Genomic DNA, 14,641 nt, shown 5'->3' on the forward strand with positions numbered 1-14,641 from the left:
ACCCCCGCCCGCAACGCAGCGCATCGGAATCCAACGCCCGGCGAGCAGTGGTCAGCGATTTGCCGTGCACCCGGGCAGTCTCGGCAAACATGGGGTAGCTTTTAGCGACTACCGATTGGCCGCAGCCGAGGAGAAACCGGTGAATGCGACACCATTCGGGCACTATCGGCTCCAGAAGCTGATCGGCCAGGGCGGGATGGGCGAGGTCTACCGGGCCTACGACACCAAGACCGATCGTGTCGTCGCGCTGAAGGTCCTCCCGCACCACATGGCCGTCGACGAGACGTTTCAGGCGCGGTTCCGCCGCGAGTCGCAGGCCGCCGCGGGCATCAACGATCCGCACGTGGTGCCCATCCACGGCTTCGGCGAGATCGATGGCCGGCTCTATCTGGACATGCGACTCATCGAGGGCAGCAACCTTGGCACCATGCTGTCGGAGTCCGAGAAACCGCTCGGTGCGGCGTTCGCCGTCACGATCGTCGAGCAGGTGGCCCACGCGCTGGACGCCGCGCACCGGGGCGGTCTGATCCACCGCGACATCAAGCCGTCCAACATCCTGATCACCGGGCGCGACTTCGTATACCTCATCGACTTCGGGCTGGTCCGCACCGCCGGTGAGAAGGGTCTGACGACCGCGGGCAGCACGCTCGGCACCCTGGCCTACATGGCCCCGGAACGGTTCGAGGGTGGCGAGGTCGATGCGCGATCCGACATCTATGCGCTGACCTGCGTGCTCTACGAATGCCTCACCGGCTCAAGGCCTTACCCGGCCGACAGCCTCGAGCAGCAGATCGCCGGGCACATGGTCTCCCCGCTGCCGCGTCCCTCCGCCACCGATCCGCGACTGGCCGCGTTCGACGAGGTGATCGCCAAAGGTATGGCCAAGAAGCCGGCACAGCGATACCAGAGCGCCGGTGAGCTCGCCCAAGCCGCGCGCCGTGCCCTCGACGCGCCGGTGCGCAAACGGGGTAGCAGTTCTCGGCATGCCGCCCGGACCGAGCGCAAACCGCCCCGGAAGGCGGGTGCGGTTGCCGGCGCCGCGGTGCTGGTGCTCGCGGCGGCCGCGATCGGACTGTGGCAGTGGGCCCCCTGGAACAACGGCAGTGACCTGCCTCCGCTGCCGGACGGCGCGATCGAGTCGATCGCGGCGACGGTGCCCGCCGAGGTCCGGGAGGCGGGCCGGCTGGTGATCGGGGTGAACGTGCCGTACGCCCCGATGGAGTTCAAGAACGCCGATGGTCAACTCGTGGGTTTCGACGTGGAACTGATGGATGCGGTGACCGAGGTGCTGGGCCTGGTGCCCGACTACCGCGACACCCCGTTCGACAAGATCCTGCCGTCGGTGCAGGACGGGTCCCTGGACGTCGGCGCATCCTCGGTCACCGACACCCGGGAGCGCGAGGCGTCGGTCGACTTCGTCACCTACTTTCAGGCCGGCACCCAATGGGCGAAGCGATCCGGTACCAATCCGAACCCGCGGTCGCCCTGCGGCGTCAGAGTCGCTGTGGCACAAGGGACTCTGCAGGAGACCCAGGAACTTCCGCGCAAGAGCGACGAGTGTCTGGCCGCCGGTCAACCGCCCGTGGACATCGTGGTGTCGTTCAGCCAGGACCAGGTGACCGAGGCGCTGCTGCGCGGCGAGGTCGACGCGATGTCGGCGGACTCGCCGGTCACGGGCTTTGCGATCAAGCTCAGTCGTGGCGATCTCGTGCCTGCCGGTGACGTGTTCGACTCCGCGCCCTACGGCTGGCCCGTGGCCAAGGGGTCGGGGCTGGCGGAGTCACTGCGGCTGGCGCTGGAACACCTGATGCAGACCAGTGAGTACCGGACCATCGCCACGATGTGGGGCGTGGAGCGCGGGATGATCGACAAACCGGTGATCAACGGCTCCTCCAGGTAGCGGCTCGGCTGCGCCTCAACGGCCGGTGTAAACGTCCGCGTGCGGGGTACGCCTGCAAACCAGGCCCTCTCGGGGCGTGCCGGAACGACAGCGACAGGTGATCGACTCATGACAGCTCTGCCCCCGGATCCCGATCCCGTGAACGTCCCCGGTCAGGAGCCCGCCGGCGGCGTGCCCCCGGGTGAGACGCCTCCGGACTCAGCCCAGACCTCGGCGACGTCCAACGCGGACCCGACCGCCGGACGCAACCTGACACCGAGGGCGATCGCCGCGTTCATCGCGATCGGACTGTTCGCAGCGCTGTTCGCCGTCACCGCGGTGGTTCTGGTGCTGCAACTGCTGGACTAAGAAGTCCCCACCGGGCTGGGGTGCTTGGACTCCAGCGCGGTGCCCTCGATGTCGAGGTCCGGGACGTAGCGACCGAACCACTTGGAGTGCACCCACATCCGGCTGCCCAGCATGCTCATCACCGCGGGGATCAGCGTGAGGCGCACCACGAACGCATCCAGGAAGACTCCCACCGCCAGCGTCAGCCCGACCGACTTGATGATCGGATCGCTGCCCGCGAGGAAGGCGATGAAGACACCGAACATGATCAGCGCCGCGGCCGTCACCACGCGCATCGACAGGCCGACACCGTTACGGACGGCGGCCAACGCGTCGTCGGTCCTGCTGAGCTCCTCCTTGATCCGGGAGACCACAAACACCTCGTAGTCGCTGGACAGCCCGAAGATGATGGCCAGCACGATGATCGGCAGAAAGCTGATCGTCTCTCCGGGTGTGATGCCGAGAAGGCTGGCACCCCAGCCCCACTGGAAGACAGCCACCTGCACCCCGAGCGCGGCGAACACCGAGAGCAGAAAGCCGATGATCGAGGTGATCGGCACCAGCGCGGCGCGAAAGGCCAGCGTGAGCAACACGAATGCCAGCCCGACCACCACGATCACGAACACCGGCAGCGCGGCCGCGAGCTTGTCCGAGGTGTCGATGTTGGACGCAGTGGTGCCGCCGACCAGGATCGTCGCGCCGGTGTCGGCCTCGATCGTGTCGCGGTCGGCCCGGATGCGCTGGACCAGGTCGGCGGTCGCGGTGTCGTTGGGCCCGGTTGCCGGAATGACCTGGATGACCGCGGTGCTTTCGTCGCCGCCTGCGGGTGCGGCCGCGACGACGCCCGGTTCGCGGCCGACGTTGGCGGCGATGGTGGACGCGGCCCGCGGGTCGGCCCCGGCCAGGTCGGCGACGACGAGCAGCGGGCCGTTGAAGCCGGGTCCGAGGTGTTCTGCGGTCAGGTCGTAGGCCTGCCGGGCGGTGTTGGACTCCGGTTGTGATGACCCGCTCGGCAACCCGAGGTGCATGCCGAAGGTCGGCAGGCCGATCAGGATCAGCGCGGCGGACCCGCCTAGCAGCAGTGGCTTGCGGAACCGCACGACGAATCGTGCCCACGCCGCGCCGAACGTGCGCTGCGGCGTGTACGCGGCGACCTGGGCGACCTCTTTGGCCCGGCCGGGCTGCAGCGGTGTCCGGATGAACTTGGAGACCTTGGTGCCCGCGAAACCGAACAGCGCGGGCAGCAGGGTCAGCGCGATCAGCATCGCGATCAGGACCGCCGCGGCGGCGGCCAGGCCCATGTAGGTGAGGAACGGGATGCCCACCACCGCAAGGCCGCACAACGCGATGATCACGGTCAGCGCCGCGAACACCACGGCGCCCCCTGCGGTGCCCACGGCCAGCCCGGCGGCCTCCTCGCCCGGCATCAGTAGCAGCCGGTTGTTGCGGTACCGGTTGAGGATGAACAGCGCATAGTCGATGCCGCAGGCAAGACCCAGCATCAGCGCCAGCGACAACGAGGCGGTGGGCATGTTCACGAACGCCGCCACGACGAAGATCCCGAGTGCGCCGATGCCGACGCCGATGCTGGCCGTCAGGATCGGCAGTCCCGCGGCGACGACGGCGCCGAAGGTGATCAGCAGGATCAGGAACGCGACGCCGACCCCGATGATCTCGGGGAGGTGCGGGACGCTGACCTTGTAGCCGGGGTACACGCTGCCTGCGTATTCGACGCGCGCACCGGCGTCCTGCGCCGGCTCCATCGCGGACTCCAGCGAGGCCAGCGAGGCATCGGTGACCTCGCCGAGGGGAGCTTCCCACTGCACGGTGCCCAGCCCGACCTTGCCGTCGGGGGCGATCTGCCCGGTCTGCGTGGGTCCGGCGGCCGCTGCGACCCCGGGGATGGCGTTGACGGTCGCGACGGCCTCACCGATTCCCGCCGCGAGCGCCGGATCGGTGATCGCGCGCCCCTCGGGCGCGGCGAAGGTGAGCTGGGTCTGCGCACCGCCGAACACCGGCAACTCCTGGCGCAGTTGTTCGACGGCCCGCTGCGATTCGGTGCCGGGGATGGTGAAGTTGTCGCTGGGCTCACCGCGGAACCCGACGAACGCGACCGCCACGGCGGCGAGGGCGGCCAGCCAGGCAATCAGTACCAGCCAGCGGCGGCGATAGCTGAACTCACCGATTGCGAACAGGTAGCGCGACATCGTGTGGGTGTCTTCTTTCGGTCGTGACCACAGGGACTTGGCCCAGCAATGCCCGCTGCGGCGGTGGATTACGCACGCCCAGGCCCGCCGATATGTGTGACCCGAGTCACCGTCGGCTCCTATCCTGAAGCGGTGACGTCGACGTCCCTGCCTCCCGGTCCGCGGCTGCCCAGGGCGGTCCAGGCGGCGCTGATGCTGCGGTTCGGGCCCCGATTCGTCGCTTGGTGCCGACGGCGTTTCGGCTCAGCGTTCACACTGCGGGTCGCGTCGATGGGCACGCTCGTCTACCTCACCGACCCCGCGGACATCAAGACCGTGTTCGCCGGCGACCCGCGGATATACCATGCGGGAGAAGCTAATTCGATGCTCAAGGGCTTGCTCGGCGAGACCTCGGTGTTGGTGGTCGACGAGGATCTGCACCGGGACCGCAGGCGGTTGATGCTCGCGCCGTTCGCGCGGGACGCGGTCGCGAAGCAGGCATCGGTGATCGCCGAGATCGCCGCGGACAACATCGCGGACTGGCCCGTCGGCACGGCGTTTCCCGCCGCACCGCGGATGTCGCAGATCACCCTGGAGGTGATCCTGCGGACGGTCATCGGCGCGACGGATCCGGCACGGTTGGCAGCGCTGCGCGCGGTGATGCCCGAATTGCTGCGGGTCGGGCCGTGGCAGACGCTGGCGCTGCTCGATCCCGGGCTGATGCGTCGGCGACCGTGGCGCACGCTGCGCGAGGCCATCGCCGAGGCCGACCGGCTGCTCTACGCCGAGATCGCCGACCGCCGCGCCGACCCGGACCTCGCGCAGCGCACCGATGCGCTGGCGATGCTGGTGGCGGCCGCGGACGACGACGGCCGCGAGATGACCGATCTGGAGCTGCGCGATCAGTTGATGACGCTGTTGCTCGCCGGCCACGACACCACGGCGACCGGGCTGTCGTGGGCACTGGAACGGTTGACCAGGCATCCGGCGATCCTGTCCCGGGCGGTGCGCGCTGCACACGACGGCGATGACGACTATCTGGACGCGGTGGCCAAGGAGACGCTGCGGATCCGCCCGGTGGTGTTCGATGTCGGCCGGATCCTCACCGAGCCTGTCGAGCTGGCCGGACATCGGCTGCCTGCCGGGGTGATGGTGGTGCCCGGCATGGTGGTGGTGCACTCCAGCGACGCGGTGTATCCGGACGCAGACCGGTTCGACCCCGAACGCATGCTCGCCGCGACCCCCAGCCCGTCGACATATCTACCGTTCGGTGGAGGCAATCGGCGATGTCTGGGCGCGACGTTCGCGACGGTGGAATTCCGTGTTGTGCTGCGAGAGATCCTGCGCCGCGTCGAGCTTGAGCCCACCACCGCGGCGGGGGAGCGCCAACGCCTCAAGCACGTGATCTTCGTGCCGCACCGGGGCGCCCGTATCCGCGTCCGTTCGATCGTCTCACCGGCCGCAGCGACGTTTCCCGCTGCCGAATGAGCAGGTGGGTGTAGTCTCAGGGGTAGGCCGAGTTCGCGCCGATAGTCCGATGCGACAAATTCCGGCGTGACAATACTCAGCCCGCGACGCGATTCTCTTCGCTCGGACACAGTGCGGGGTATGCCCCCGTACCACTCAAGGACGTTGCTCATGGATTCGTCTGATCTGTTCTCACACCGTCAGGCGCCGCATGTCTCCAACACCGGCCCGAAGTCCCAAGAGCCGGTGCAGGCGCCAGTCTTCTCTGATCAACCGAAGAAGAACAGCTCTGCTGATTCGCCATCCCAGTGAACGGGTTGGCGCGGTCCCGCCGCGCTTCCCGTCCGATCAGGGTGATGCTCGCCGGCCAGCTCGGTGGCGAGATCGACGGTGCCTGGTGGCCGCACACGGCCTCGGTGGCCACCGAACTCCCTGAGTTGGTCGGTGCTCTGCATCGAGCGCTCGGTGAGATCGTGGACATCCGCATCAATTGGTCGGTCACCGAAGGTCAGCTCGACCTGGAGACGATCGCCACCGGCGCGCGGCTGATGCGTGCCGGCGAACACTACCGACGCCCCCGCCTGATGGTGGTGGTCGGTCGCACGGCGAGCGCGAAACTCCTTGTCGTACCGAGCATGACATCGCAGGCGCTCGGGCTGATGGTGCTTCGCACCGCCGCAGGCCTGCCCACCTCGGGTGGCACCGGGGATTCCCGGCTCTTCGAGACGGCCCGCGTGGTGATGCAGCTCGCCGAGGCCGAGAGCGCGAAGTGGTGCAATCCCATCAGTTCCTGAGGGGCGGCCCGCCGGTCGGCGATGAAACGCACTGCGTCAGTGGCGCATTCGGAGCGTTTCAGGTTGAGGGGCCAATCGTGCTAGCCTTGTCTGGGATGTCTGTCTGACATCCTTTCAGAATGACGGAAGTTGAAAATAGTATGGCACAGGGAACTGTGAAGTGGTTCAACGGCGATAAAGGCTTCGGTTTCATCGCCCCCGATGGCGGCGCAGAAGATGTGTTCGTTCACTACTCGGAAATCGGTGGGAGCGGATACCGCTCGCTCGAGGAAAACCAGCGTGTCCAGTTCGAGGTCGAACAGGGCGCCAAGGGTCCTCAGGCGGTCGGCGTGACTGTCGTCTAGTAGGCGGCTCAAACCCGTAGATGTGGGCTGGTGGGATTTTCCCGCCNGCCCACATCTCGTTTCGGTCGACTCCGAGCGTAGGCTGATGGAGATGGTCTACGAATCCCCGGAGTTCAAGTCGTTCAACGACTTCGGGAGCCGGCACCGCGGAGCAGTGAGCCGACGTCTGGATCAGTTGTGCGTCAGCGCTTCTTGTTGTGCACCGCGGTCTCGACGATCGACGACTTGTCGGCGGACTTGGCGTGCTTGGCCGCGCGTTTCTCCTTGAGAGACTTTCCGGACTTCTTCGACATGCCCTGCCGAGGAGACTTGTCAGACATCACTGGCCCCTGAATCGTTGTGGGGGCCTGGACGGTCCCTATGGGTCGACCATACCCCCTGATCCGGCCGTTTTGGGGGGCGTCGCGACAACAGGGTGCAGGGTGTAACGTGGAATAGGTTGGGAACCCAGCCAGTCCGGGATGCGTCAGCTGTGCTCCGCTGATCTCGCCGAGCAACCGCTCACGCCGGATACGCCGGTAGCAACCGTCCGTCGGGATTGCCTTGAACGTTGTGCCCACCTTCCAATCAATTCTTGCTCCCGCTGCGCGGCAACCACTTTCCAAGACTGTGCGCTTCGGTGTGCTGAGCACCTTCCCGCCCACGCCATGCGGAGTGGCGAGGTTCGGCGCCGGGCTGTCCAGTGCGTTGGGCGCGCACGGTTCAGCGGTCGGCGTCGTGCGGGTGGCCGACGATTCGCCGCCTTCCGGCGGCCAGGTGGTCGCGGAACTGGTCAACGGATCCGCGCGGTCGGTGGCTGCCTGCGCGGACACGCTCAATCTCCATGATGTCGCCGTCATCCAACACGAGTTCGGTATCTACGGCGGCGCCGACGGCGTCGAAGTGCTCGACATCCTCGAGGCGCTGCGCGTCCCGTCGATCGTCGTCGCCCACACCGTTCTCGAAAACCCCACGCCGCATCAGCGCCACGTGTTCGAGACGGTCACCGCCAAGGCCGATCGTGTGGTGGTGATGTCCGACGTCGCACGCAAGCGGTTGTCCGCGACCTACGCCGTGGATCGAAACAAGGTGGCCACGATCCCGCACGGAGCCACCCTCCCCACGGCCCCGCGTGTCAAGCGCGCCAGCCGCCCCACGATCTTGACCTGGGGGCTGCTGGGCCCGGGGAAGGGCATCGAGCGGGTCATCGACGCGATGGCCTCGTTGCAGGACGTCCCCGGCCGGCCGCGCTACGTGGTGGCGGGCCGGACGCACCCCAAGGTGCTCGCCGCGGAAGGGGAGGCCTACCGCGAATCCCTCGTCGAACGGGCGCGCCTGGCCGGGGTCGCGGACTCGGTGACGTTCGACGCCCAGTACTACGGCGGTGCCATGCTGGCCGCGCTGATCCAATCCTCGTCGGTCATCGTGGTGCCCTACGACTCCACTGAGCAGGCCACCTCCGGTGTGCTCGTCGACGCCATCGCCAGTGGCAGACCGGTCGTGGCCACGGCCTTCCCGCACGCGATCGAACTGCTCTGCGGGGGAGCGGGTCTGGTCGTCAGCCACGATGACCCGGACGCGATGCGCACTGCGCTGCGCCAGGTGCTCACCCAGCCGCGGCTGGCCGGCTCGATGGCTGCCGAAGCCCGGCAGCTGGCACCGGAGATGGAGTGGTCGGTGGTGGCCGACGCCTACGTCCAGCTGGCCCAGCGGGTCCTCGCCGAGCGCAGAACGCAGTGACGCAGACACCGATATCGTCTGTGCTCCAATGACTTCGCCGCTGGCTGGGCTCGTCACCCGTAGCCCGCAGCGGCTGCCTGCCGACCCGTCGAGGGTCATCGCGCAACTCTTCGTCCCCGGCCATCAAGAGTACGAACTCGCCGACTCCCGCGCCGGGGCCGTACTCGGACGCATCCTCGCGTTGACCGAGGAGGACGTGCGGGCGTCGCTGGATGACGTCGTCCTGCGTTTCGACAAGCGCCACCGTGACCTCGCAGGCACCTTCCGGCGGCACGCCCGGGAACTCGCCGACCGCCTGGACACCGCTGCTCACTTGTCCGAGGAGCGAATGCTGCTGCTGGGGGCGACGTTCACCAGCGAGTACGCCATCGAAGGTGCGGCGCTGTGCAACCCGAGCATGGTCGCTCACCCGGATCAGTCGGGACTCGTGGCGGGCAGCCTGCGCTTCGTGATGAGCGTACGGGGGATCGGCGAGGGGCACCGGTCGTCCATCGAGTTCCGTACCGGGGTCGTCGACGCGTCGGGCGTGGTGACGATCGACGCGCCGGTGCCGTATGCCACCGTCGGCACGGTGGTGCCGACGCTGCTCGACGCGGCGGTGTTCCGCAGCGAGCTGGCGCGGCTGCGGGTCGGCGGCGAGGCTGCCGACTACGTGCTCGACGCGCTCGGCGACCGGTTCACCAGGGCCGACCTCGACGAGCAGATCGACAAGCTGCAGGGCCACCTGAAGACGCGGGGCCACGCGTTGCGGACGATCTCGCAGATCCAGGCGATCGCCGAGCGGACCTACGCCGTCGAGTTCCCTGCCGGGATCCCGCTGTCCGAGCGGGTGCTGTCGCCGGCGATGGCCGCCGAGGCGGCCGGCATGGAGGATGCCCGTTTTGTGCGTTTCACCCGCGACGACGGATCGGTCACGTTCTACGCCACCTACACCGCCTACAGCGGTTCGGAGATCTCGCAGCAGCTGCTGGAGACCGAGGATTTCCAGTGCTTCACCTCGACTCCTCTTGTCGGACGTGCCGCAGCCAACAAGGGTCTGGCGCTGTTTCCACGGCTGATCGGCGGACGCTTCGCTGCAATGTCCAGAAGCGACCGCGAGTCGAATTCGATTGCCTTCACCGACAACCCGTTCCAGTGGACCGATTCGGTTCCCTGCCAGCGGCCGACCGAGTCCTGGGAGGCGCTGCAGCTCGGCAACTGCGGACCGCCCATCGAGACCGAGTCCGGCTGGCTGGTGCTCACCCACGGTGTCGGCCCGATGCGGACATACCGCATCGGGGCCATCCTGCTCGACCTGGAGGACCCCACCCGCATCCTCGGCCGGCTCCGGGAACCGCTGCTCAGCCCGTTGGCCGACGAGCAGGACGGCTACGTGCCCAACGTCGTCTACTCGTGTGGGGCGCTCGTGCACGCCGAAACCCTGGCGCTGCCGTACGGTGTCGATGACGCGGCCATCGGGGTCGCGACGGTGCCGCTGCCCGAATTGCTGGCCGCGCTGAGCGAATGAGGTGAACGTGAAGCGACGGGTGGGTGCAGAGCTCGAGGTCGGCATCACCGCGGAGACGACGCTGGAGTTCCAGATCGCCGTCGCACCGCACCCCAATACCGAGGTGTGGGAGTCGTTGTCGTTCGTTCTCGACGGCACACCGCTGCAGGCCAGGGAGATCAGCGGCACCCACGGAAACCGGATCCACAAACTCAGCAACGTGCCGCCGGGCAGGCTGGCGGTCGACTACTCGGCGACCGTCATCGGTCACACCGACCCGGCCCCGGTCACCGAATACGACCTGTCGATGTACCTTCGCCCCAGTCGCTATGCCGAAGCCGACAAGTTCTACGGTTTCGCCGCAACCGAATTCGGCAGCTACACCGATTCGGCGAACCTGCTGGCGAACGTGTCGTCGTGGGTCGGCGACCGGCTGAACTACGTCCCGGGCTCCAGCGACCCCATCGACGGGGCGGTGGACACGCTGCTCGCCGGCGCCGGGGTGTGCCGGGACTTCGTCCATCTCGTGGTGGCGCTGCTCCGGGCGGTCAACGTCCCTGCCCGCGCCGTCTCGGTGTATGCGCCGGGGCTGTACCCGATGGACTTCCACGCGGTCGCCGAGGCGTTCGTCGACGGGCAGTGGCGGGTGGTCGACGGGACCCTGCTGGCGCCCCGGCAGTCCGTGGTGCGCATCGCCACGGGACGCGACGCCGCCGACATCGCCTTCCTGGACAACCACGACGGGGCGATCACGCTGGACAGGCTCGTGGTCAGCGCCGTCGTCGACGGGGACCTTCCCAGGGATTCGATGGATCAGCTGGTGTCGATCACCTGAGCCGGACCGGATGGGGGTAGTCCCCAGCGCGGTGCTGGAACGACAGGATGGCGGGGTTGAGCACCTTGCCGTCGCGGATCTCGATGGCCCGGGCGAGTGTCGGGGTCTGCTCCCAGGCTGCGGGCCCGGCCAGCAGCGTTTCCAGGTGCGGCAACAGCGCCTCGCTGATCTCCCACGTCGCCGAGTTCCACAGGTACGACGGGCTGTGGTCGACGGCGTAGTACTGCACGCCGTTGGCCATCTCGATGACAGGATCGGTGAACGACGTCGGGCGGGCCCAGTCGAACCCCATGCCGACGTCGCAGGAGACGTCGATGATCAGGCTGCCGGAGGTGAAGGCGGCCAGGTCCGCCTCGGTGACGAAGACCAGCGGGGATTCGGGATCCTGGAGCACACAATTGACGACGACGTCGAACTCGGCCAGGAAGTCCGCGACCGGCATCCGACCATCCGGAGTGTCCGCCCAGATCCGGTCGGGGTTGTCTGGGTCGCGCCCCATCTGGACCATCTGGGTGGAATGGATCGGTGAGGCGACGGCGGCGACGTCCCGGTTGGTCAGCACGTGCACCTCGTCGACGCCATGGGCGTTGAGCGCGGTGACCGCACCGCGGGCCGTCGCCCCGAAGCCGATCACGGCAGCACGCAGTCGACGGCCGTAGCTGCCGGTGACTCCGGCCAGCGCCATGGCGTGCAGCACCGAGCAGTAGCCGGCGAGCTCGTTGTTCTTGTGGAAGACATGCAGGCCGAACCCGCCGTCGGACTGCCAGTGGTTCATCGCCTCGAAAGCGATCAGCGTCAACCGACGGTCAATGGCGACCTGGGTCAGTTCGGGATCCTGCACGCAGTGCGGCCAACCCCAGATGGTCTGCCCCACCTGCATTTCCGCGAGGTCGGCCGCCTGGATCTTGGGCAGCAGGATGACGTCGCAGTCGGCGATGAGCTGCTCGCGGGTGCGGATGCCACCGACCATGCCGGTCAGGGCGTCGTCGGTGGCGCCGAAGTGCGCGCCGTAGCCGTGTTCGAGGAAGATCTGCTGCCCGATCCCGCGGTCGATCTTGCCGAAGTGCGCCGGATGGATAGCCAGTCTACGTTCATTGGGTTTGCGCGAGTGCGCCAGCACGCCCAGTGAAAGCCGTTGTGGTTCAGCGTTTCGTGTCATGACGCTGCCCCCTCCGACGGTGGGCCCCGGTTGGTCCCGACCTCCTGACCCTACAGGTCGCGTTGACGCATGCAGTCGGCCTCATTAACCTGGAAGCAACGCCGACGAGCTGCCGTCTTCAACCGATATGGCTGGTGGTCCGCACACCCTGGGTTCCCGCCACGAGCCCGCACCTTACCGCCCGGACGGACCGACAGGACATTGCATTGGCCATCGCCGACATCGCCGCCTACTCGCATCTCACCGAGGTGGAGATCGAAGCCCTCGCGAACGATCTGGACGCCATCCGCAGTGAGGTCGAAGAGTCTCGCGGAGCCAAGGACGCGGCCTACATCCGGCGCACCATCAAGTTCCAGCGCATCCTCGACGTCGCAGCGCGCCTGCTGATCGGCTGCACCCGGTCCCGTACCGGTTGGGCCGTGGGAACCGCGGCGCTGGCTTACGCCAAGTCCGTCGAGAACATGGAGATCGGCCACAACGTCGGCCACGGTCAATGGGACTGGATGAACGACCCCGAGATCCACTCGACCACCTGGGAGTGGGACATGGTCGGGGTGTCGTCGCAGTGGCGGTACTCGCACAACTATCGCCACCACGTGTTCAGCAACGTCGTCGGCGTGGACGACGACCTGGGTTTCGGTGTCATCAGGATGACCCGCGACGAGGCGTGGAAACCGGAACACCTGTTTCAACCGCTGCGTAACCTGTTGTTGGCCAGCATCTTCGAGTGGGGGATCGGCCTGCACGGCATCCACTCCGAGCGTGACCGACTGGTGCCGGACCACGACAAGGTGGTCCAGGCCCGGAAAGCGTTCGCCACCAAGATCGCCCGGCAATCGGTCAAGGACTACGTGTTGTTCCCGGCGCTGAGTCGGTCGCGCTGGCGTCGCACCCTGGCTGCAAATGCGGCCGCGAACCTGTTGCGCAATTTCTGGGCGTACGCGGTGATCTTCTGCGGGCACTTCCCCGACGGCGCCGAGAAGTTCAGTGCCGATGTGCTCGAGAACGAGACCAAGGGCGAGTGGTATCTGCGCCAGATGCTCGGTGCCGCCAACTTCGACGCCGGCCCGGTGATGGCCTTCTCGAGCGGCAACCTGTGCTACCAGATCGAACACCACCTTTTCCCCGACCTGCCGAGCAACCGACTGGCCCAGATCGCGGTGCGGGTCCGCGAGGTGTGTGACAAGTACGATCTGCCCTACACCAGCAGTTCGTTTGTGCGGCAATATCTTCTGGTGCTGCGCACGATCCACAAGCTGGCGCTTCCGGACCGGTTCCTGGTGGCGACAAGTGACGACGCGCCGGAAACCGCTTCCGAACGCAAGTTTCTCGACAGTGCCACCGGCGGCGAATCGGCGGGGGGCCTTCGAACGGCGCTGCGTGAGCGGGCACGCAAACGCCGGTGCTGACCCGGATCGGCGCACGGGGGCGTACCGTTGGGGTATCGGGCAGCTCGGCTCCGAGCGAAGATGCCCGACTAAGAAGGAATTTCATCATGGCGACGCCTACCCAGATCCGATCTCCCTACGACCGACGGGTCGAGCTCGTCAAGGACACCATCAAGGATCACTCCAAGCTCGGCGACAAGGCCGCGGGCGATCTCGCCGTGCATGTGCTGCACGTACTGAACACGATTCCCGAGAAGGTGCGCTGAGCCGGCCGTGACGCTTCCCGGCGGCCGCACCGACGGCAGGAACCGGATCGGTTGAAAGTGGCGATCCGTGAACAACTCCTGGCTGCGGTCGACGGCCGGCGAGGGATGGATGCCGCCGACCGGCTCTGTGAGGCGTGTGTGTTGCTCCTCGACATCGACGCGGCGGCGATCTCACTGGTGTTCGACGGCGCCAACACCGGAACACTGGGCTCCAGTAGCCCGAACGCCCGGGAGTACGACGAGCTGCAGTTCACCCTCGGCGAGGGGCCGTGCCTGGAGTCGATCACCCGGCGAGCCCCGGTCCTGGTCACCGATCTCGCCGACCCGCACGACAAGCGCTGGCCGATCTACGGTCCCGCCATGCTCGAGTTGAAGATCCGTGGCGTGTACGCGATGCCGGTGGTGGTCGCCGGGGAGTATGTCGGTGCTCTCGACTTCTTCCGGGTGTTGCCGGGGAGGCTGGCCGGCGGCGAGCTCGCCGGTGCGATCGTCGCCGCGGAGCTCGCCGGTATCCCGCTTCTCGACCTGTTGGACTCCGACATGAAGGCCGCTGCCAGCGACCCGGGCAGTAGCGCCTGGACGGAGCTCAACGCGCTGTCGCGCGCGGAGGTCAGCCAGGCCACCGGCGTGCTGGTCGCTCAGCTGCAGATCGAACCCGCCGAGGCGCTGCTGCGGCTGCGGGCCCACGCTTATGCGACCGGCCGCGCGGCCACCGAGGTGGCCCGCGACATCCTTGCGCGCCGAATCAGGCTGGAAGCCGACTGATGGGT

General features: G+C 67.4%; 14 protein-coding genes. 11 read left to right on the forward strand and 3 right to left on the reverse strand.

Annotated features, from left to right (window positions below; translation table 11 throughout):
• Positions 1 to 139: 139 nt before the first annotated feature.
• Positions 140 to 1,900, forward strand: coding sequence for a serine/threonine protein kinase StpK7 (stpK7, locus tag BEMPMBAN_RS31735; RefSeq protein ID WP_159235443.1), 1,761 nt, complete (start codon positions 140 to 142; stop codon positions 1,898 to 1,900).
• A gap of 108 nt (positions 1,901 to 2,008) precedes the next feature.
• Positions 2,009 to 2,248: a DUF6480 family protein gene (locus BEMPMBAN_RS31740; RefSeq protein ID WP_159235444.1), complete on the forward strand. Its 240-nt coding sequence runs from the start codon at positions 2,009 to 2,011 to the stop codon at positions 2,246 to 2,248.
• On the opposite strand, the gene BEMPMBAN_RS31745 is transcribed toward BEMPMBAN_RS31740, so the two are convergent.
• Complete coding sequence (locus BEMPMBAN_RS31745; RefSeq protein WP_159235445.1) at positions 2,245 to 4,434, reverse strand: MMPL family transporter; 2,190 nt, start codon at positions 4,432 to 4,434, stop codon at positions 2,245 to 2,247. The two genes, BEMPMBAN_RS31740 and BEMPMBAN_RS31745, sit on opposite strands and share 4 nt — an antisense overlap.
• 192 nt (positions 4,435 to 4,626) lie before the next feature.
• On the opposite strand from BEMPMBAN_RS31745, the gene BEMPMBAN_RS31750 reads away from it, so the two are divergent.
• The 3 genes from BEMPMBAN_RS31750 (at position 4,627) to BEMPMBAN_RS31760 (ending at position 7,018) form a co-directional block, all read left to right on the forward strand.
• Positions 4,627 to 5,901, forward strand: a complete 1,275-nt coding sequence (locus BEMPMBAN_RS31750; RefSeq protein ID WP_234897822.1) for a cytochrome P450 — start codon at positions 4,627 to 4,629, stop codon at positions 5,899 to 5,901.
• 335 nt (positions 5,902 to 6,236) lie between these two features.
• A complete protein-coding gene (locus BEMPMBAN_RS31755; protein WP_425295028.1) occupies positions 6,237 to 6,674 on the forward strand; it encodes a DUF5994 family protein in 438 nt (145 codons plus the stop codon).
• Between the two features lie 140 nt (positions 6,675 to 6,814).
• Positions 6,815 to 7,018 (forward strand): cold-shock protein, encoded by a 204-nt coding sequence (locus tag BEMPMBAN_RS31760; protein ID WP_159235559.1) that lies wholly within the window; start codon positions 6,815 to 6,817, stop codon positions 7,016 to 7,018.
• Positions 7,019 to 7,200: 182 nt separating this feature from the next.
• Here the strand turns inward: BEMPMBAN_RS31760 and BEMPMBAN_RS31765 are convergent, their stop codons facing one another.
• The gene (locus BEMPMBAN_RS31765; protein ID WP_200846197.1) at positions 7,201 to 7,338 is read right to left on the reverse strand and encodes a hypothetical protein; all 138 of its coding nucleotides are present in this window, start codon (positions 7,336 to 7,338) and stop codon (positions 7,201 to 7,203) included.
• Positions 7,339 to 7,627: 289 nt separating this feature from the next.
• Between BEMPMBAN_RS31765 and BEMPMBAN_RS31770 the strand changes: the two genes are divergently transcribed.
• Genes BEMPMBAN_RS31770 through BEMPMBAN_RS31780 form a run of 3 tightly spaced genes read left to right on the forward strand, consistent with a single transcriptional unit; the run spans position 7,628 to position 11,058 of the window.
• Positions 7,628 to 8,737 carry a glycosyltransferase gene (locus BEMPMBAN_RS31770; RefSeq protein WP_234897811.1) on the forward strand — a complete coding sequence of 370 codons (1,110 nt, stop codon included), beginning with the start codon at positions 7,628 to 7,630 and terminating at the stop codon, positions 8,735 to 8,737.
• Positions 8,738 to 8,765: 28 nt separating this feature from the next.
• On the forward strand, positions 8,766 to 10,244 hold the full coding sequence (locus tag BEMPMBAN_RS31775) for a glycoside hydrolase family 130 protein (RefSeq protein ID WP_159235449.1): 1,479 nt from the start codon (positions 8,766 to 8,768) through the stop codon (positions 10,242 to 10,244).
• 19 nt (positions 10,245 to 10,263) lie between these two features.
• Entirely contained in the window at positions 10,264 to 11,058 is a 795-nt protein-coding gene (locus BEMPMBAN_RS31780; protein ID WP_159235560.1) for a transglutaminase-like domain-containing protein, read from the forward strand.
• Here the strand turns inward: BEMPMBAN_RS31780 and BEMPMBAN_RS31785 are convergent.
• Positions 11,051 to 12,217, reverse strand: a complete 1,167-nt coding sequence (locus BEMPMBAN_RS31785; RefSeq protein WP_159235450.1) for a N(5)-(carboxyethyl)ornithine synthase — start codon at positions 12,215 to 12,217, stop codon at positions 11,051 to 11,053. The genes BEMPMBAN_RS31780 and BEMPMBAN_RS31785 overlap by 8 nt on opposite strands.
• A gap of 206 nt (positions 12,218 to 12,423) precedes the next feature.
• Here BEMPMBAN_RS31785 and BEMPMBAN_RS31790 point away from each other — a divergent pair, with 206 nt between their 5' ends.
• The 3 genes from BEMPMBAN_RS31790 (at position 12,424) to BEMPMBAN_RS31800 (ending at position 14,636) form a co-directional block, all read left to right on the forward strand.
• The gene (locus tag BEMPMBAN_RS31790; RefSeq protein WP_159235451.1) at positions 12,424 to 13,626 is read left to right on the forward strand and encodes a fatty acid desaturase family protein; all 1,203 of its coding nucleotides are present in this window, start codon (positions 12,424 to 12,426) and stop codon (positions 13,624 to 13,626) included.
• Positions 13,627 to 13,712: 86 nt separating this feature from the next.
• Positions 13,713 to 13,871, forward strand: coding sequence for a DUF6307 family protein (locus BEMPMBAN_RS31795; RefSeq protein WP_200846198.1), 159 nt, complete (start codon positions 13,713 to 13,715; stop codon positions 13,869 to 13,871).
• Positions 13,872 to 13,928: 57 nt separating this feature from the next.
• Complete coding sequence (locus tag BEMPMBAN_RS31800; RefSeq protein ID WP_159235561.1) at positions 13,929 to 14,636, forward strand: GAF and ANTAR domain-containing protein; 708 nt, start codon at positions 13,929 to 13,931, stop codon at positions 14,634 to 14,636.
• Positions 14,637 to 14,641: the final 5 nt, after the last annotated feature.

The organism is Mycolicibacterium austroafricanum, from assembly GCF_902705885.1.
Lineage (GTDB): Bacteria > Actinomycetota > Actinomycetes > Mycobacteriales > Mycobacteriaceae > Mycobacterium > Mycobacterium vanbaalenii_A.